Below are 16,402 nucleotides of genomic sequence, written 5' to 3'. Positions count from 1 at the left end.
TCAAGTTTCCATAAGGGTATTGCCATGTTAAATATCGAGGCGCTGGACCTTGCACGCATACAATTTGCGTTCACGGTCTCGTTTCACATTGTTTTCCCCGCTATCACCATCGGCCTGGCCAGTTTCCTGGCGGTGCTCGAAGGCTTGTGGCTGAAAACCAACAACGCGGTCTACAAGGACCTGTATCACTTCTGGGCGAAAATCTTCGCCGTCAACTTTGGCATGGGCGTGGTCTCGGGTCTGGTCATGGCCTACGAGTTCGGCACCAACTGGAGCCGCTTCTCGGACTTTGCCGGCAGCATCACCGGGCCGTTGCTCACCTATGAGGTGCTGACGGCGTTCTTCCTGGAGGCGGGTTTCCTCGGAGTGATGCTATTTGGCTGGAACCGGGTAGGGCGCAGCCTGCACTTCTTTTCCACGGTGATGGTCGCCATCGGTACGTTGATCTCGACGTTCTGGATCCTGGCGTCCAACAGCTGGATGCAAACGCCTCAAGGTTTCTCCATCGTCGATGGCCGGGTGATGCCGCTGGATTGGTTCGCTATCGTGTTCAACCCGTCGTTCCCGTTCCGCCTGGCGCACATGGCGATTGCCGCGTTTGTTGCCACTGCGTTCTTTGTCGGCTCATCGGCGGCCTGGCACCTGCTGCGCAAGAACGACTCGCCGGCGGTGCGCAAAATGCTCTCGATGGCGATGTGGATGGCGCTGATCGTGGCGCCGATCCAGGCAATCGTGGGTGATGCCCATGGCCTCAACACCCTGGAGCACCAGCCGGCGAAAATTGCCGCGATTGAAGGGCACTGGGAAAACGTCGGCGATGGCGCAACGCCGCTGGTGTTGTTTGGCATCCCGGACATGCAGGCCGAGAAGACCCGCTTTGCAATTGAAGTGCCGTACCTGGGCAGCCTGATCCTCACCCACAGCCTGAACAAACAGATCCCGGCGCTCAAGAGCTTCCCCAAGGAAGACCGGCCGAACTCGACCATCATCTTTTTCAGCTTCCGCATCATGGCCGGGCTGGGCATGTTGATGATCCTTACTGGCTTGCTGGGCTTGGCCTTGCGTCGTAACGGCGCGTTGTATCGCAATCGGTTGTTCCTGCGCCTGGTGTTGTTCATGGGGCCGACCGGGCTGATCGCCATGCTGGCCGGCTGGATCACCACCGAAGTAGGGCGCCAGCCTTGGGTGGTCTACGGGCTGATGCGCACCGCCGACGCGGCGTCCAATCACAGTGTCACGCAACTGAGCATCTCCCTGGCGTTGTTTGTGCTCATCTACTTCTCGGTATTCGCCGTGGGTATCGGCTACATGATGAAGTTGGTGCGCAAGGGCCCGCAGCCCCATCACGACCATCCGCCACAGGGCGGCCCCGGTCAGGAACGCACACCGCGCCGTCCTCTGTCCGCTGTCACCGAGACGCTCGCGTCCGGCGACCACACCAACTGATCAAGGGGATTGCACATGGGCATTCAAGGTATAGACCTGTCGTTGATCTGGGGCGTGATCATTGCTTTCGGGGTGATGATGTACGTGATCATGGATGGTTTCGATTTGGGCTTGGGCATCCTGTTTCCGCTGATCCCGGACGAGCAGGAACGCGACGTGATGATGAACACCGTGGCGCCGGTGTGGGACGGTAACGAGACATGGTTGGTACTCGGCGGCGCGGCGTTGTATGGGGCGTTTCCGCTGGCGTACTCAGTGATCCTGGAGGCGTTGTACCTACCGTTGATTTTCATGCTGGCCGGGCTGATCTTTCGTGGTGTGGCGTTTGAATTCCGCTTCAAGGCCAGCCCGCAGAAGCGGCATATCTGGGACATGGCGTTTATCGGCGGCTCGTTCCTGGCGACTTTCTGCCAGGGCGTAGTGATCGGCACCTATATCGCCGGCATTCCTGTGGTCAATCGCCAGTTTGCCGGGGGCAACCTTGATTGGCTGTCGCCGTTCCCGCTGTTCTGCGGGGTCGGGTTGGTGGTGGCCTACGCGTTGCTGGGCAGCACCTGGTTGCTGGTCAAGACCGAAGGCATGCTCGAATCGCGCATGCGCCTGTTCAGCCGTTACCTGGCCTTCGGGCTGATGGCGGTGGTGGCGGTGCTGTGCGTGTGGACGCCGTGGCTGCACCCGGAAATCGCCCTGCGCTGGTTTGCCCAGGCGCACATTGTGGTGTTCGGCGGCCTGATGCTGCTGGCCGTACTGGCACTGGTGGGGCTGTTGAAGACTTTGCGCCAACACCACTCGCACTGGCCGTTCGTGTTCACCCTGGTCCTGGTATTCCTGGGGTATATCGGCCTGGCCTTCAGCATCTGGCCGAACATTGTGCCGCCATCCATCAGCTTGTGGGAGGCTGCATCGCCGCCGTCCAGCCAGTTGTTCATCCTGATCGGCACGCTGTTCATTCTGCCGATCATCCTGATGTACACCTGCTGGAGCTACTACGTATTTCGCGGCAAAGTGAGGATTGGCGATGGCTACCATTAAGGCGCTGGAGGATCCGAGCGTTTCAGTCGCATTTTGTTACTAACCAATGCGCTAAAAATATAGGGCTGTAGTGGCAAACCGGGACAAAACCCCGGTTTGCCACTCAATTTTCATAAAAATGTAACAACCCTGCTGCACAGTTCGGGAGCCCGTCACCACAACGAGTTCCTTTTAATGAAAAGCTTGATGAAGTCTGCTGCACTGGCCGTTACGGTTTCTCTTTGTGCCTCCTCCATGACCTTTGCCGCCGAGAACGTGCGCCTGACCGGTTCCGGCGCCAGCTTCCCTGCACCGATCTATCTCACCTGGTTCAAGGATTTCAGCAAGAAAACCGCTGGCGTTACCGTGGATTATCAATCCAAGGGCAGCGGCGCCGGTGTGCAGGACTTCCTGAACAAAACCGTCGATTTCGCCGCCAGTGACTCGGCCATGAAAGACGAAGACATCGCCAAGGTGGCCGAAGGCGTGCAGTTGCTGCCGATGACCGCGGGTGAAATCGTGCTGGCCTATAACCTGCCGGGCAATCCCAAGGGCCTCAAGCTGCCACGCGATGTTTACTCCAATATCTTCCTGGGCAAGATCACCAAGTGGAACGACCCACAGATCGTGGCCGCCAACCCCGACCTGAAGTTGACCGATACGCCGATCACCGTGGTGGTACGTGCGGACTCCAGCGGCACCACGGCGGTCTTCACCAAGCACCTGGCGACCATCAACCCTGAGTTCAAGCAGGCGTTGGGGGAGGGCAACACCGTTAACTGGCCGGCCAGCGACAAGTTCATCAAGTCGCCCAAGAACGACGGCGTGACTGCCACCGTACGCCAAACCCCGGGCGCTATCGGCTACATCGAATACGGTTTCGCCAAACTGGCCAAGGTTGACTTTGCCCAGTTGCAGAACAAGGCTGGCCAGTATGTGGTGCCGAACGCCGAAAGCGGCGCCGAGGCCCTGGCCGCGGTGAAGATGCCTGAAAGCCTGGTGGCCTGGCTGCCGGATCCGGACGGTGCCAAGTCCTACCCGATCACTTCCTACACCTGGATGATCTTCCGCAAGGACAACGGTAACCCGGCCAAGGCCAAGGCCATGCGCGAAATGGTCGAATACAGCCTGACCGAAGGGCAGAAAATCGCCGATTCGATGGGTTACATCCCGCTGCCGCAATCGGTGGTCGATCAGGTGCGCAAAGCGTCTGCCAACATCCAGTAACACCCGTGCGGCCGCTCCCGGTGTGTGCTGCCAGCCATGCCGGGAGCGTTTCCCCCTTTGTTCCGGAATTGACCAATGATCAAACCTTTCGTCGTACCGGTTAACCCGGACTCTGCCTGCCAACCCCCCTCGGCAAAGGATTTCCTGGTTGACCGCACCTTCCGTGCCCTTGCGAAAATCGGGGTGGTACTGATTCTGGCGTTGGTCGTCGCCCTGGTCTTTGAGGTGGGCCGCAAGGCCCTCCCAGGCATGGAAAAGCACGGGTTCGACGTGCTGCTTGGCAGTGTCTGGGACGTTAACCAAGGCAAGTACGGCATTCTGCCGGCCATTTGGGGCACGCTCTACAGCGCCCTGATTGCGCTGCTGATTGCAGGCGCTTTCGGCGTCAGCATGGCGATTTTCCTGACCCAGGATTTCCTGCCGGCGAAGCTGGCCGCGGTATTTCGTACCATCGTCGAATTGCTCGCGGCCATCCCCAGCGTGGTGTATGGCCTGTGGGGCATCTACGTGGTGATTCCGGCGATCCGGCCCCTGACCACCTGGTTGAACAGCGAGCTGGGTTGGATACCGTTTTTCGGCACATCGTTGAGCGGGCCGGGGCTGCTGCCGGCGGCGCTGGTATTGGCGATCATGATCCTGCCGACGATTGCCGCCGTTTCCCAGGACGCGCTGACCAGCGTGCCGATGAAAACCAAACAGGCCGCCTATGGCATGGGCACCACCCACTGGGAAGCGATTCTCAAGGTGATGGTGCCATCCGCCGCCACCGGTATCTTCGGTTCCCTGGTACTCGGCCTGGGCCGCGCACTGGGTGAAACCATGGCGCTGGCGATGCTGGTGGGCAACGCCAACAACATTTCACTGTCGCTGTTCGCGCCGGCCAATACCCTGGCCGCCTTGTTGGCACTGAACTTCCCCGAAGCCGGGCCCAACGAGATCGAGGTGTTGATGTACGCCGCCCTCGTGCTGATGTTCATCACGCTGCTGGTGAACGTTATCGGCTCCATGATCATGCTCTACGCCCAGCGGGGTACTAAACAATGACGAACCTCACGTCTCCTATAACCGCCGTGCCCAGCCTGCAGCGCAAGTTCGAAGGGCGCGCATTGCGCAGCCTGGTGTTGACCACGCTGGTCTGGCTTGGCGCGCTGCTCGCCAGTGTGCCGCTGATTTCCGTGCTCTACATGCTGATCACCCGTGGCGGCGCACGCTTGAGCCTGGAGGTGTTCACCGAACTGCCGCCCACCGGCTTCGAGACCGGCGGTGGTTTCGGCAACGCGATGGCCGGTACCTTTGTGATGGTCGGCATCGCCGCCGCCATCGCGGTGCCGGTCGGCATCCTGGCCGCGATCTTCCTGGCTGAACTGGGGCCGGACAGCAAACTGGCGAACACCGCACGCTTTGCCGCCAAGATGCTCACGGGCCTGCCGTCGATCCTGGCCGGGGTGTTCGCCTATGCGCTGGTGGTGATGACTACCGGCACCTATTCGGCACCCGCAGGTGGTGTGGCATTGGCGGTACTGATGCTGCCAATTGTTGTGCTGACCGCTGAAGAGTCGATGCGCATGGTGCCCAAGGTCATGAAGGACGCTGCCTACGGCATGGGCTGCACCCGTTCCCAAGTGATCTGGAAAATCATCTTGCCCACCGGCCTGCCGGCGATCCTCACCGGCGTGATGCTCGCCGTGGCGCGCGCTGCGGGCGAAACCGCGCCGCTGTTGTTTACCGCGCTGTTCAGCAACTACTGGATCTTCCACGACGGCGACCTGTCGGTCATGAACCCGACTGCCTCCCTAGCGGTGCTGATCTACAACTTCTCCGGCATGCCCTTCGACAACCAACTCGAGCTCGCCTGGGCGGCCTCGTTGGTGTTGGTGATGATCGTGCTGGTCGTCAATATCGTCAGCCGTATCTTCGGCAAGCCCAAGTATTAAGAACGGGAGCATCTGAATTTTGAACGTATCAACTGCGCAAGTAGCCGCTCCGTTTGTCACCCAGGCGCCTGTGGTCATGGACTGCAAGCTGGACAGGATCTTCTACGGCAACTTCATGGCGGTGCGTGACAGCCATGTGCCGATTGAAAAAAACAAGATCACCGGTTTTATCGGCCCTTCGGGCTGCGGCAAAAGTACCGTACTGCGCAGCCTCAACCGCATGAACGACTTGGTAAAAGGCTTCCGCTTCGAGGGCCACGTGCATTTCCTCGGCCAGGACGTGTACGGCAAGGGCGTCGATCCGGTGGTGGTACGCCGCTACATTGGCATGGTGTTCCAGCAGCCCAACCCGTTTTCCATGAGCATCTTTGACAACGTTGCGTTCGGCCTGCGCCTGAACCGCTACAAGGGCGACCTGGGCGACCGCGTCAAGCACGCCTTGCAAGGCGCGGCGCTGTGGGATGAGGTCAAGGACAAGCTCAAGGTCAGCGGCCTGTCGCTTTCCGGCGGCCAGCAGCAACGCTTGTGCATTGCCCGTGCGATCGCCACAGAGCCGGAAGTGCTGCTGCTCGATGAGCCTTGCTCGGCACTCGACCCCATCGCTACGCGCCGAGTCGAGGAGCTGATGGTGGAGTTGAAGAAGGACTACACCATCGCCCTGGTGACCCACAACATGCAGCAGGCCATCCGCGTGGCGGACACCACGGCGTTTTTCTCGGTGGATATTTCCCAGGGCACCCGCACTGGCTACCTGGTGGAGATGGGGCCGACCACCCAGGTGTTCGGTAACCCACGGGAAAAAATGACCGAGGATTACATCAGCGGTAAGTTCAGCTGAGCCATCAATGTTCGCTAAAGGCCACACCAGTGGCCACGTTTGCCAGGAATATCAATGTCTGTAACCCATCGTCTTGATTTGTCAGCGATTGAACGCGCCCTGCGTAAAGTGCAGAGCCGCTTCGCCGAGCTCAGCACGCAATTTACCGAGCCGCGTGACCCTTTGACCGACGAAGTGCTGCTCAATGTACTTGAGGGTTACGCGCTGATTGACGACTATGTGGCCCGGGGCGTCGACCTGTTTGATCTTCATCATCTCGACTTGATGCTGGAGATCAACGCCACGGTCCTGTGCGGTCGGGACCCGGCGCGTCGGGTGGAATACGCCCAGCACCTGGCCGCGACCGAGGAGCACTTCTTCAACAACGTTGAAGGCGGCATCAAGGACTTGTTCAATTGGTATTGCGCGTATCGCAGTGAGTCCGTCTGGAAGCGGGCGGCGGGTGTGTATGTACGTATCCTCAGCAAGCCGCAGTTGTTTATCGAAGGCAACAACCGCAGCGGCTCGCTGATCGTCAGCTACCTGCTGATGCGCGCCGGTTTGCCGCCGTTCGTGCTGACGCTCGAAAATGCCGAGGGCTACTTCAACCCGTCCTCGGTGATCCGCAACTCGGCCAAGCATGGCGTCAAGGCGTTGTATGAATTGCCCAAGATCAAAAAAAAATACGCGGCTTTCCTGGAGGAGCAGGCACCTGATCCAAAGGCCTTTTTCTTGAGCGACACACCGCAGCCCATCTATGGGGGAGGCCACTGATGCGTTGGTATCCAACACTCGCGGGCAAATGCCGAACGTCCGCCCGCCGAGTCATACAGTCCCTGTCCAGGCAGGTGCACACGCGCCCGCGCATACGAATCTCGTTTGATATCGACGACACCCTGGCCTGCCAACTTCATCACTCCGCCGTGGAGAGCAGTTGGCTGCCGGCCTGCGCCCATCGCTGGTGGGGCGAGCCGCTGCGTATCGGCACCCGTTCCCTGACCCGTGAGCTGCGGCGCCAGGGTTGCAGCATCTGGGTCTATACCTCGTCCGGTCGGGCACCTTCCTATATCAGGCGCTGGTTGATGCTGTACGGAATCCGCGTTGACGGGGTGGTGAATAGCACCCTGCATAACGACGCCCTCAGTGCGCACGGGCTGGCCAATACACCGTCGAAATTCCCGCCGGCTTTCGATATTGATTTGCACGTGGATGACTCCGAGGGCGTGCGCATTGAAGGTCACGATCATGGCTTTCGTGTGGTCGTGGTTGACCCGCAGGATGAGCAGTGGGCGCAGAGAGTGCTCGATGCGGTCGCGGGGGTTCAGGCGCAATTGGTCAGGCAGCAAATGCCTCGATATCACCAGCCTGCACGGCAAGGCGCTGAAGTTTTTTCTTCCTGAGGTCAATATTCCCGCGCCACGTTTTGCGATATCTCGATTCGTGGCGCGGCGGATTCAGTAGTGGCTGGCACTTCGCCGAACCCATCGCGTGCAGGTGATGAATCATCAGCGTCATCGCTTCGCCCTGCTCAGTAATGCCTGACCACTTCATCAGGTCGGCCAGGACCTGCCGGATGCCGGGGCGAACCCTGAGCCTCAATTCCACTTCGGCAAGTGCCACGCGCTTCCTGGCAGACTTGGCCGAGTGTTTTTTCTGCGGTACTGCTGCCATGAGAAACCTCATGGAGTTACTCACTATTGCTTATCTTTAATTCTGGATATTCGTAACGTGTAGGGATAAAAAACAAGTTGTTCTAGCGCGTGCATTTTGCTTATTTCGCGTAAAAGCCAAACATAGCCCAAAAAGATACCGTCTTTAGTATCTCCTTGGGATCTATCGGTTGGTCTTTGAAGTTTTAGCAGATGCCAAACAGAGTCGCCGTGAAAAGAACAGTCCCGTTCAAGTACACAGTAGCCTTAAGACCTGTGGGTATGAAAGATCCACATGTCTCGGCACAAACTTTTAGCTGTCCGCTGACTGGAATTGCAATTGGCGATTTTAAACAGTAATCGCCATATATGGGGATGGTGAAGCAGATTTGATTGGTGGCCTGAGTGTAGCTGGCCCCAACACACACGGACATCCTAAGCGCTAGCACACCATCTAGCTTAGGGCTTGAGACAGCAGTTGCTCCGAACCCGACAGTTGAATAATCGGGTACGTGTTCGTTGGAATCTGAGTTTTTATGTTCTTTGCAAGTGCAGTCGCTCATTGCAGTATCCTCATCCTGAGTTTTTGTTAGCGATTGCCAACGGAACTCAACTTAGCTCTAGAATTTAGAGTTCACAAGTTTTTAAGGTGGCAAATTGATATTAAATTGAGATTGTAATTTTGGCTGATCAGTTATTCGGCTATAAGGGTGTGTTATAGCGAATTGGTTGTTGGGTTTTTTACGGAATTAGTTCGAGTTCCATTAGTTATAAGGCAAAATAAAGCTCTGACTCGAAAGCTCTGTTTTATCCTAAGGGGGGGCGGTTTCAGCTGACGGTTCTATCACGCTGGTCGCAAGTGCGAGCCAGGTTTGACCTTTGCGTTGCTGGATACGGGCTATGCGTTGCATGGGTCGACCTTGACCTGGCGCCAGGCGCCGACGGCTTCGAATATCCGCGCGGCGTGCGCCTCGTCCAGCGATACCGCCTCGGGAATGGCGATCCAGCCCGAAGCCACCATCTGGCTTTGGTTCGCCTCGTCGCGCAGTTTCCTGTAGCAATGCTCGATCACGTCTTCCAGGTGGTCGCAGAGGTAGACGCCATCGGGCGCCACCTCCACCGACTCTCAGCGGGCAACGGTTCAATCATGCGGCTCGCCTCTGTCGTGCTCTTCTACTTTCCTGACAGCAGTCGGATCCAGGCCTTTTCAGCCGATAGCTCCCGTACGACACACGCCGCTCAAAAAAGCGCTTGAGTGTTGTGGGCGACGATCATTAACGCGCCCCGCAAAAGCGCAGGGCGAGTTTGATGCTATTGGCCGAGTTTCCTACGCACATCTGTAACCATCGGGCCAACGGCTTTTACCGCATCCTTGAGCTGTTGCTCAGTCACGCCAAACTCCTTCGTCCAATACTTCAACTCCCAAGCTTCTGAAGTGTTCACCCGGGCACGGTCTTGAGGGCCACGGTTTTTCAGATCGTCAGACATAGTCCACTCCTGCGGGTTGGCCTGGAGATGTTCAGGCGTCTTTCGGTAGAGCATTTGAAAGCGTGGGTAGTTCGGTTGAGATTTAAGGAGGGAGCTGGATATGACAAAACGCGGAGGAGATGATTGCGGAACATACAAGATAAGGGCCTGCCCAGGTTCCCTGGCAAACCCTTGATATCTATGGTCGAACCCGGAATCGAACGACACGGTAAAGGATTGAAAATCCTGTTTTTTGTGCGGCGTTTTTGAGAGTGCTATCTCTAAAAGTATCCTATTCGGAATGGCATTGCTGGACCTTGGCTACGAAGAATAATCGCGTATCGAAAGCGGGAAATGACAATGAGCGGGTGCGGTTTTATCCAAACGGTACGAGCAGCACCTGGTGCAACAACGGATTCCCAATCAGTGGCGTTGCATATTGGCGGTTGTGCTCAAGGAGCCCACCGCTGCACAGCCTCAAGCGAATCGAATGGCCCACTGTTGAAACATATTTTTGCGTTGGGTGCATGTTCATGAACTGTGTTGATGAGGCGTTCAAAGAGGCTTAGATACGCTGCATCAGTACGAACGCCTGCTCCGATCAGGACGCAATCACGTGGTTTCTCCTGAAGAAGACTGAGAAGGAGCGTTTCTGCGGTCTGTTCACTTTGGATTAAGCCTAGTTCAGTCGCGTAGCCGAGGCTTTCAAACGTGTTTTTATCGGCGTCCAGCGCGGCCTGTAGTTTCTCGTGCGTCAGCCCCGGCCATTTGTTGTAATCCACTGCGTTGGGATGCCAGCCGACGAGAAGTATATTAATTTTTTTGCTCACTGTTTTTCTCCATTTTAAAATAGCTTAGCTTTTCTGGAGGGGAGAAAAGGTGCTTTCTCCAAAGCCCATCGCTAAGTGAAATAGCGGATCGTCGCCCTGGGTTTGTTATTGCTCTGAACCCCACTCCATTTCATCTTTGGCAACCTTGGCCCCAAGTTGTAGCGCAATACCCATACCGGCATCGGGATACAATTGGGTCATGGCTTCTATCACTGCCGCGCTGTCGGCGGCCTTGGCAAGCTCATGCTCGAATGCGAGTAGATAGTCGCGGGTATAGTGGATTGCTGAGGCGTTTACCTGAGCATTGGGGGTCAAGTGGCCAGGGACGACTACCTGAGGCTTGCGTGCGATCATGGCGTTGAGATTGTTTACCCAAGCCGCACGGGCACCAGGATTTTTGGTATCAGCGGTCCATACGTGAACCCCAGAAAATACAAGGACGCCGCCGAAAATGGCGCTGAGCGATGGCACCCACAGATAGCTGCGATTGACCAGACCATTGGCCTTGACGACCTCAATGGTATGGCCTTCCAGGTTGAGGGCAGGCTCGTCAAAGGCTTCAGGAATCACCACATCTGCCAAGGTTTGCGGGCCGTTCTCTTTGAGCTGAGGCCCCCAGGTCGCCAGCTTCTTTCCGACGCTGTCCTTGATCGCGGCAATAGTCGCCGAAGCAGCGATTACTCTGGCCTCCGGGAACGCAGCCTTGATGGGCTGTAGGCTGAAGTAGTAATCGGGATCGCTTTGACTGATATAAATCGTTGTCAGGACCTTTCCGCTGTTTTTAATGGCTTCAACCATTAATTTCCCATCCGAAAGCGTAAAGCCACCGTCAATCAGAATAGCCTCGCGCTCACCGGAAATTAGAATAGGCGCCCGGAAAAAACCCTGTAAGTCAGCAGGGAAATGCTGCCAGGTCAATGTGGCTTGAGTATCCATAGTATGTTTGCTCCTGAAGACTGTTGCGTTGTTTTGGTCTGTGTCAGATGGAATCAAAAACAGCTTTTACTTCGGCCTCGTTTAGTACACCTCGCCCGTTGTTGAGCAGAACAAACTCACCGTTGGGGCTTATTGAGACTGAGGACGCGCCGGCCACGACGATTGACACATTCTTTGTTCTTAAAAGATCCGCTAATGGCATGCTGTCCGAGTTTGTAGATTGTCCGATCGTCAACGCTAGCCCGCAATTGGATTGCGAACTGAGGCCGCCCACAAGAATGATTTTTCCACCAGCGCTTAGTGAGATTTTAAGTCGTGAAATTACTGAGTAAACATCTATACCCCATAATCCGCTGTCGAGGCTGCTGCCGACTAAATGCATCAGTGTGCGCCTATGGTAAGTATGCCCGTTCCAGTTTGATAATATCGCCAAGGCAGAGCAGTCAGAGAGCCCGCTGGTGGAAAGGACAGCGTCCCCTCCGGTCAGGGAAACGGATTTCCCCATGTTGACAATGATGATGGGTGGCGGCATAGGAATAGATTGCTCATTGATTTATGATTTCGAAGGCGAGGGCGTTAGAATCTGCTATTTTTTAGAGCTAACGTAGTAACTGCGAGGGTTGGAAGTTTTTGCCCTACAGTTCTCGGAAGTTGTTGGGTGCTACATAAATCGGAAGCCGCAAAATCTTCGGTCTATGTGCAGTGTAGGCTGAGTTTTTGATTTGTTTTCTATAATCTCATGAAAAATTATTATTGACGGTGAATGGGTGTGCTTGTGCTTGGTTTAAATGGTGGACTCTATTTTCTTTGAAGAGTATCTCGGCGCGGCGTATGAAAATGGCGCCACTGGCCAGATATGTGAGAAACTGTGAATTAATGACTTTTTAGCCTTTTTTCGCTAAAAATTGATGTAACTTGCGCTGCGCATTTACGTTGTTTGAGTTTGAGGTGAATCTATTTTCAACGAGAGCAACACTGGGCTATGCATATGGCAAGCGACTGGACTCCTTACTCTCAAATCAGCTCAGGTCAGCAATATGAACAGGCGCTCAGACGCTGTTACGCCTGATAACGTGGCCGCAGCCTATTGGCGTTATGCCTTGCCCACGGTCATGGCAATGTTGGTCAGTGGTCTGTATCAGATCGTCGACGGGATCTTTATTGGGCATGTAGTGGGCGCCGAAGGGCTGGCAGCTATTAACATGGCGTGGCCCTGGATCGGCCTGATGGCCGGTGTTGGTCTTATGATTGGTGCGGGGGCGGGCACTCATTGTTCAATCGCCCAGGGCGAAGGGCACTTCCAAAGGGCCAAGGGCTTTCTCGTACAGGGCTTGTGGCTGTTGGCATTATTAGGCGTTGTCGTTGGCCTGTTGATTATCGCTGGGCGCGATAGCTTGCTTGCTTTGCAAGGCGCCAATGCCAACGTGCAGCGCCATGGCAGTGGCTATTTGCAAATTATCGGTTGGTCCTCACCGTTGGTAATGGCCAGTATTGCCATGCCCATTCTGGTCAGAAACTTGGGTGCTCCCATGTTGGCCACCATCATGATGCTCGTAGGCGCACTCACTAATATAGTGCTGGACTACGTATTTATCGTTGAGTTGGGCTGGGGTCTGCAGGGGGCGGCCATTGCGACAGTCACCGGCGAGTCGCTCTCGGCACTGATCGGCTTGGTGTTTCTGTTCACCCGTTACAGTTCCCTGCCGTTAAGCCTGGCCCTGGGCGAGTTCGGTCTACAGCCGGCATCCTGTCGGCAGATTCTGCTTAATGGGTTTTCCAGTTTATTGATGTACCTTTACGCCAGCTTCGCAGCGTTATTGCACAACACCGCGTTGATGCATTACGGCAGTACCGTGAACGTGGCGGCCTATGCCATAACCGGGTATTTAATGACGGTTTATTATTTGCTGGCCGAAGGCTTGGCCAGTGGCATGCAACCTCTGGTCAGCTACTTTCATGGTGCCGGGCAACCGGCTTTAGTCCGTAAGGTGTTCTTTCTGGCCATGCGCTGGGTGATGGGCACGGGCGTGGTGTTGGTACTGATGATTCTGATCTACCCACACATTGGCACGCGAATATTTATCAGCGACGAAGACCCTGCGTTGGATGTGGCAGCCATCGACGCTGTTCGCCTGCATTTGTTTGTGCTGTTTCTGGACGGATTCCTAGTGCTCGCCGCGGCGTATTATCAAGCGATCAGCGACAGCAGAAGCGCGACCATGATTACGCTGGCAAATATGTGCATTCAAATTCCGTTTTTGCTGATACTAGCGCCCTGGCTCGGAGTTACCGGAATATTACTGGCATTGCCGCTGTCGACCATTGTGCTCGCGACGGGCGTGGTCACGCTATTACGTCGGCAGTTCTCACGGCCTGTTGGTGTAAATAGATAACAACTCGATAACGACCTGCGTCGTCCCTCGAACGCTGAGACCTTGAAATTCGGGACTAAAAAAGGGGACGACCAAAAAAGATGACAGATTTATTTTTAAGTTTTGTCCCGTCCTGAATAAGGTTTACACCTTCTGATCTGTTTTTCAGGAGGACGCAAAACAACCCGGTACGCTTGGCTATCTGGTGCAGCGAGAGAGCTGGCTCGTGCGATTCGCACGTACGAATTAATTAACAACAGGCCGCCTTGCAAAATTTTTGGTTCTACTGCGACTGCCCATCAGGAAGGGAAAGCTCGCCGTCGCGATGCCGACATGGATATTTGCCTGTTCAAACCTTCAGCCTGCTGAATTTATAGAGCTGCCTGATGCTGTCGGAGCGTTGGACTCAGCAGTCTTTTTGGGAGGCATCGACCTTGACGGACATCGAATAAAGGGGGCTTCAGAGTTATCAATGGAGACAAAGTGACAACGGCGTGTGGGTGGTTGGAGTTCGCATGTGCCTGCCAGGAGCATGCTGAGGTGACGACAGCGGTAAATGCAATGCGGCGATCCATGAGTATTGAGGGGGCCCTGAGTGAACAGGTCGCCATCAGGTCACGACTGGCGAGCTTTACCAGGGGGCTATCAGGTCAGTCAACCACGGCGGTTACCTGTCTGGTCCCGTCGCTTATCTGGCGAGAATATGAGCTCTGAGCGATAAATATGCACATCTTTCGGCGCCTCGAACCCTAACTGAACACTATTACCTCGAGTGGCTAGAACTCGCAGTGTAGTCTCAAAGCTCAAGTGACAGGTATCACCGACATTCAAATTTATAATTTCCATGTACATTGCTCCGTGATGGTTGTTGCCTGTACATGCTCTGCGTGAACGGGCTGAAATTTAAATCAAAAATAATGAAAAACCAATTTAATTGTCGATCGAGAGCATGCCGGAAAACGTGAGTCAGGTTGCCGGGCACCTTTGACATAATTTAGCTAAAAATAGAGTTTTTTAGATTTGAGTGCCCATGTGTTCGATTATTCTGGTGAGACTTCTATAGTTGGCTTGGCTTGACTGATATCAGAGGCAAGCGTCTGTGACAGGCGGAATGAACGATGGGAAAAATAACAGCTGTTGCACTGAGCGGGCACTCTCAAAGGAGAGATAGGATAGCCGGTGTTTTGGAGCAAGCGTCTGTTGGTGTATTGATTAATACGCCGTGCGCAGTGAAGGTTGTTGAAGTAGCACGAATTAAACGCCCTGAAATTGCAGTGCTGGATATTCCTGCGTTCGATATCGAGGGCATCCACCTGATCAGGCAAATGCGTGAGGAGGACCGGGGATTGAAAATAATTGTCCTGACAGAACAAAATCCCTCCCATTTTTCAGCGCGCTACAGGCGAGCCGGGGCAAGCGTACTGCTAAGAGTGTGTGGTGATATGCGGGGAGTCGCGTTCATTCTTCGAGCAATACGTTCGGGTTACGGTTATTTCGACTTTATTCATTCCCCCATAAAGACCCGGGAGCGATCTTTTGATAGTGATGCGGGTTTAATTGCAACGCTGACGGATCGCGAGCTGATGGTGTTTCAGCGCCTGGCTGCAGGATTGACCAATCAAAAGATTGCTGAGGAAATGAAAATTGGTAGTCGCTCTATCAGTGTTTATAAAACCAATATTTTCGAAAAAATACAGCTGCAGTCAATGGCGCAGTTAAGTGCGTTAGCAGTTCGCAATAAGTTGCTTTGATCGCCTGGCGCTCCTCCATGCTCAAAGTCTGGTAGACCATCAGGATGGATTTATGTGTGAAAACCTGTGAATCATTATTCTTGATTTGTGACGCGCCGAATTGAGACTAGAGTTGCTTTAACGGAGGTGGCTATATGATTTGGCAAAACTCCACCGTTAGTAGAGGAGTGAATGAATAATGATGTATAGATGCAAGGCATGGGCAGTGACGGGCGGCATGGTATCGCTGCTCGTAATGTCTGCCCAGCCTGCCCTCGCTGCTGTAGCGGTTGCAGGTGATGGCCAAATTCTGTTTGATGGTGGTTTGGTGACGGAGACATGCACCATTTCTGTCAACAATGAGATGGGTAGTACATCAAACATAGCGCTACCCAAGGTGAGTCGGACGGGTATGGTCGCAGAAGGCAGCACCAAGGGTGGTACTGATTTTACGTTTAAACTGACAAGCTGTTCGGGAAGTACTGCTACTAAGGCGAAGGTATTTTTCCAAGGTGGGCCGCATGTCAATTCGGACGGCACACTGGGAAACGCCATCACTTTCCATGGGGCCACGGGCGTCGCGCTACAGTTATATGATGCTTCGATGAATCCCATTTTGATAGGAGACCCCTCTCAGTTAAATCAGCCAGCCACCACCTTTGGCGGTCTGATGGGATACACCGCTCAGTATGTCGTTAATAGCGACGCGGTAGGTTCCGGAAAATTTTTCACGAACGTAACTTATTCAATCAGCTACCAATGAAGAAGTAGGTAGTAACTTGAAGTGGTTTTAATAGATGGAGGTTATGCCCCTACGCGTTGGAGGATGGCGTTGATCGGGTAGTGAATTGAGGTGTGAATGTTGTTTTTTGAGTTGTTCGAATGTCGTAGACCATGATTGACTGATTGTGCCGCGCAATAAGAAGTGCGAAGGGCTCTTTATGTTGTGTGGCATCTGATTTTTAAGTTTAACCAAGGAAGTT

At 54.7% G+C, this 16,402-nt stretch carries 17 protein-coding genes and 2 pseudogenes; 12 read left to right on the top strand and 7 right to left on the bottom strand.

Going from position 1 to position 16,402, the window contains the following annotated elements; all coding sequences use genetic code 11:
• Positions 1–24 precede the first annotated feature (24 nt).
• The 8 genes from TU73_RS13000 (at position 25) to TU73_RS12965 (ending at position 7,835) form a co-directional block, all read left to right on the top strand.
• Positions 25–1,446 (top strand): cytochrome ubiquinol oxidase subunit I, encoded by a 1,422-nt coding sequence (locus tag TU73_RS13000; RefSeq protein WP_057012552.1) that lies wholly within the window; start codon positions 25–27, stop codon positions 1,444–1,446.
• Between the two features lie 15 nt (positions 1,447–1,461).
• Complete coding sequence (gene cydB, locus TU73_RS12995) at positions 1,462–2,478, top strand: cytochrome d ubiquinol oxidase subunit II (protein WP_057012551.1); 1,017 nt, start codon at positions 1,462–1,464, stop codon at positions 2,476–2,478.
• A gap of 174 nt (positions 2,479–2,652) precedes the next feature.
• Positions 2,653–3,684 carry a phosphate ABC transporter substrate-binding protein PstS gene (pstS, locus tag TU73_RS12990; protein ID WP_057012550.1) on the top strand — a complete coding sequence of 344 codons (1,032 nt, stop codon included), beginning with the start codon at positions 2,653–2,655 and terminating at the stop codon, positions 3,682–3,684.
• Between the two features lie 75 nt (positions 3,685–3,759).
• Entirely contained in the window at positions 3,760–4,728 is a 969-nt protein-coding gene (gene pstC, locus TU73_RS12985; protein ID WP_046068257.1) for a phosphate ABC transporter permease subunit PstC, read from the top strand.
• The gene (gene pstA, locus TU73_RS12980) at positions 4,725–5,618 is read left to right on the top strand and encodes a phosphate ABC transporter permease PstA (protein WP_046068256.1); all 894 of its coding nucleotides are present in this window, start codon (positions 4,725–4,727) and stop codon (positions 5,616–5,618) included. The genes pstC and pstA overlap by 4 nt, the downstream gene beginning before the upstream one ends.
• A 76-nt stretch (positions 5,619–5,694) precedes the next feature.
• Positions 5,695–6,456, top strand: coding sequence for a phosphate ABC transporter ATP-binding protein PstB (gene pstB, locus TU73_RS12975; RefSeq protein WP_043047778.1), 762 nt, complete (start codon positions 5,695–5,697; stop codon positions 6,454–6,456).
• 54 nt (positions 6,457–6,510) lie between these two features.
• On the top strand, positions 6,511–7,209 hold the full coding sequence (locus tag TU73_RS12970; RefSeq protein WP_057012549.1) for a hypothetical protein: 699 nt from the start codon (positions 6,511–6,513) through the stop codon (positions 7,207–7,209).
• Positions 7,209–7,835 (top strand): hypothetical protein, encoded by a 627-nt coding sequence (locus TU73_RS12965; RefSeq protein ID WP_057012548.1) that lies wholly within the window; start codon positions 7,209–7,211, stop codon positions 7,833–7,835. Before TU73_RS12970 ends, TU73_RS12965 begins: the two co-directional genes overlap by 1 nt.
• Here the strand turns inward: TU73_RS12965 and TU73_RS12960 are convergent.
• Positions 7,771–8,106, bottom strand: coding sequence for a hypothetical protein (locus TU73_RS12960; protein ID WP_057012547.1), 336 nt, complete (start codon positions 8,104–8,106; stop codon positions 7,771–7,773). The two genes, TU73_RS12965 and TU73_RS12960, sit on opposite strands and share 65 nt — an antisense overlap.
• 876 nt (positions 8,107–8,982) lie before the next feature.
• Positions 8,983–9,210: pseudogene (locus TU73_RS12955) on the bottom strand (hypothetical protein); the annotation flags it as partial.
• On the opposite strand from TU73_RS12955, the pseudogene TU73_RS29340 reads away from it, so the two are divergent.
• Positions 9,211–9,346 (top strand): annotated as a pseudogene (locus tag TU73_RS29340) (ADP-ribosylglycohydrolase family protein); the annotation flags it as partial.
• A 49-nt stretch (positions 9,347–9,395) separates the two neighbouring features.
• Here TU73_RS29340 and TU73_RS28320 read toward each other — a convergent pair.
• The 4 genes from TU73_RS28320 to TU73_RS28965 form a co-directional block, all read right to left on the bottom strand.
• Positions 9,396–9,572 carry a DUF3606 domain-containing protein gene (locus TU73_RS28320; protein WP_082642607.1) on the bottom strand — a complete coding sequence of 59 codons (177 nt, stop codon included), beginning with the start codon at positions 9,570–9,572 and terminating at the stop codon, positions 9,396–9,398.
• A 431-nt stretch (positions 9,573–10,003) separates the two neighbouring features.
• The gene (locus tag TU73_RS12950) at positions 10,004–10,381 is read right to left on the bottom strand and encodes an SGNH/GDSL hydrolase family protein (protein ID WP_057012546.1); all 378 of its coding nucleotides are present in this window, start codon (positions 10,379–10,381) and stop codon (positions 10,004–10,006) included.
• Positions 10,382–10,486: 105 nt separating this feature from the next.
• Positions 10,487–11,317 (bottom strand): MBL fold metallo-hydrolase, encoded by an 831-nt coding sequence (locus TU73_RS12945; RefSeq protein WP_197674126.1) that lies wholly within the window; start codon positions 11,315–11,317, stop codon positions 10,487–10,489.
• A 43-nt stretch (positions 11,318–11,360) separates the two neighbouring features.
• On the bottom strand, positions 11,361–11,849 hold the full coding sequence (locus tag TU73_RS28965) for a hypothetical protein (protein ID WP_156421223.1): 489 nt from the start codon (positions 11,847–11,849) through the stop codon (positions 11,361–11,363).
• A 505-nt stretch (positions 11,850–12,354) separates the two neighbouring features.
• Between TU73_RS28965 and TU73_RS12940 the strand changes: the two genes are divergently transcribed.
• Entirely contained in the window at positions 12,355–13,710 is a 1,356-nt protein-coding gene (locus TU73_RS12940) for an MATE family efflux transporter (RefSeq protein ID WP_057012545.1), read from the top strand.
• A 633-nt stretch (positions 13,711–14,343) separates the two neighbouring features.
• Here TU73_RS12940 and TU73_RS29625 read toward each other — a convergent pair.
• Positions 14,344–14,535 (bottom strand): carbon storage regulator, encoded by a 192-nt coding sequence (locus TU73_RS29625; protein ID WP_162276318.1) that lies wholly within the window; start codon positions 14,533–14,535, stop codon positions 14,344–14,346.
• A 272-nt stretch (positions 14,536–14,807) separates the two neighbouring features.
• Between TU73_RS29625 and TU73_RS12935 the strand changes: the two genes are divergently transcribed.
• Together TU73_RS12935 and TU73_RS12930 are read left to right on the top strand one after the other, a co-directional pair.
• Positions 14,808–15,440: a response regulator transcription factor gene (locus TU73_RS12935; protein WP_057012544.1), complete on the top strand. Its 633-nt coding sequence runs from the start codon at positions 14,808–14,810 to the stop codon at positions 15,438–15,440.
• 217 nt (positions 15,441–15,657) lie between these two features.
• Complete coding sequence (locus tag TU73_RS12930) at positions 15,658–16,182, top strand: fimbrial protein (protein ID WP_162276319.1); 525 nt, start codon at positions 15,658–15,660, stop codon at positions 16,180–16,182.
• Positions 16,183–16,402 lie beyond the last annotated feature (220 nt).

Origin of the sequence: Pseudomonas libanensis, from assembly GCF_001439685.1 — a bacterium.
Taxonomy (GTDB): Bacteria; Pseudomonadota; Gammaproteobacteria; order Pseudomonadales; family Pseudomonadaceae; genus Aquipseudomonas; species Aquipseudomonas libanensis.
Note: the sequence above shows the minus strand (reverse complement) of the source record. Positions and strands in the feature narration are given on the sequence as shown.

What these genes read in the sequence shown, in the direction of transcription:
- TU73_RS12970 (WP_057012549.1), top strand. Translation starts at nt 6,511, where the DNA reads ATGTCTGTAACCCATCGTCTTGATTTGTCAGCGATTGAACGCGCCCTG.
- pstA (WP_046068256.1), top strand. Translation starts at nt 4,725, where the DNA reads ATGACGAACCTCACGTCTCCTATAACCGCCGTGCCCAGCCTGCAGCGC.
- TU73_RS12960 (WP_057012547.1), bottom strand. Translation starts at nt 8,106, where the DNA reads ATGGCAGCAGTACCGCAGAAAAAACACTCGGCCAAGTCTGCCAGGAAG.
- TU73_RS12940 (WP_057012545.1), top strand. Translation starts at nt 12,355, where the DNA reads ATGAACAGGCGCTCAGACGCTGTTACGCCTGATAACGTGGCCGCAGCC.
- TU73_RS13000 (WP_057012552.1), top strand. Translation starts at nt 25, where the DNA reads ATGTTAAATATCGAGGCGCTGGACCTTGCACGCATACAATTTGCGTTC.
- TU73_RS12945 (WP_197674126.1), bottom strand. Translation starts at nt 11,317, where the DNA reads ATGGATACTCAAGCCACATTGACCTGGCAGCATTTCCCTGCTGACTTA.
- TU73_RS28965 (WP_156421223.1), bottom strand. Translation starts at nt 11,849, where the DNA reads ATGCCGCCACCCATCATCATTGTCAACATGGGGAAATCCGTTTCCCTG.
- cydB (WP_057012551.1), top strand. Translation starts at nt 1,462, where the DNA reads ATGGGCATTCAAGGTATAGACCTGTCGTTGATCTGGGGCGTGATCATT.
- pstS (WP_057012550.1), top strand. Translation starts at nt 2,653, where the DNA reads ATGAAAAGCTTGATGAAGTCTGCTGCACTGGCCGTTACGGTTTCTCTT.
- TU73_RS12965 (WP_057012548.1), top strand. Translation starts at nt 7,209, where the DNA reads ATGCGTTGGTATCCAACACTCGCGGGCAAATGCCGAACGTCCGCCCGC.
- TU73_RS12930 (WP_162276319.1), top strand. Translation starts at nt 15,658, where the DNA reads ATGGTATCGCTGCTCGTAATGTCTGCCCAGCCTGCCCTCGCTGCTGTA.
- TU73_RS12935 (WP_057012544.1), top strand. Translation starts at nt 14,808, where the DNA reads ATGGGAAAAATAACAGCTGTTGCACTGAGCGGGCACTCTCAAAGGAGA.
- pstB (WP_043047778.1), top strand. Translation starts at nt 5,695, where the DNA reads ATGGACTGCAAGCTGGACAGGATCTTCTACGGCAACTTCATGGCGGTG.
- TU73_RS28320 (WP_082642607.1), bottom strand. Translation starts at nt 9,572, where the DNA reads ATGTCTGACGATCTGAAAAACCGTGGCCCTCAAGACCGTGCCCGGGTG.
- pstC (WP_046068257.1), top strand. Translation starts at nt 3,760, where the DNA reads ATGATCAAACCTTTCGTCGTACCGGTTAACCCGGACTCTGCCTGCCAA.
- TU73_RS29625 (WP_162276318.1), bottom strand. Translation starts at nt 14,535, where the DNA reads ATGGAAATTATAAATTTGAATGTCGGTGATACCTGTCACTTGAGCTTT.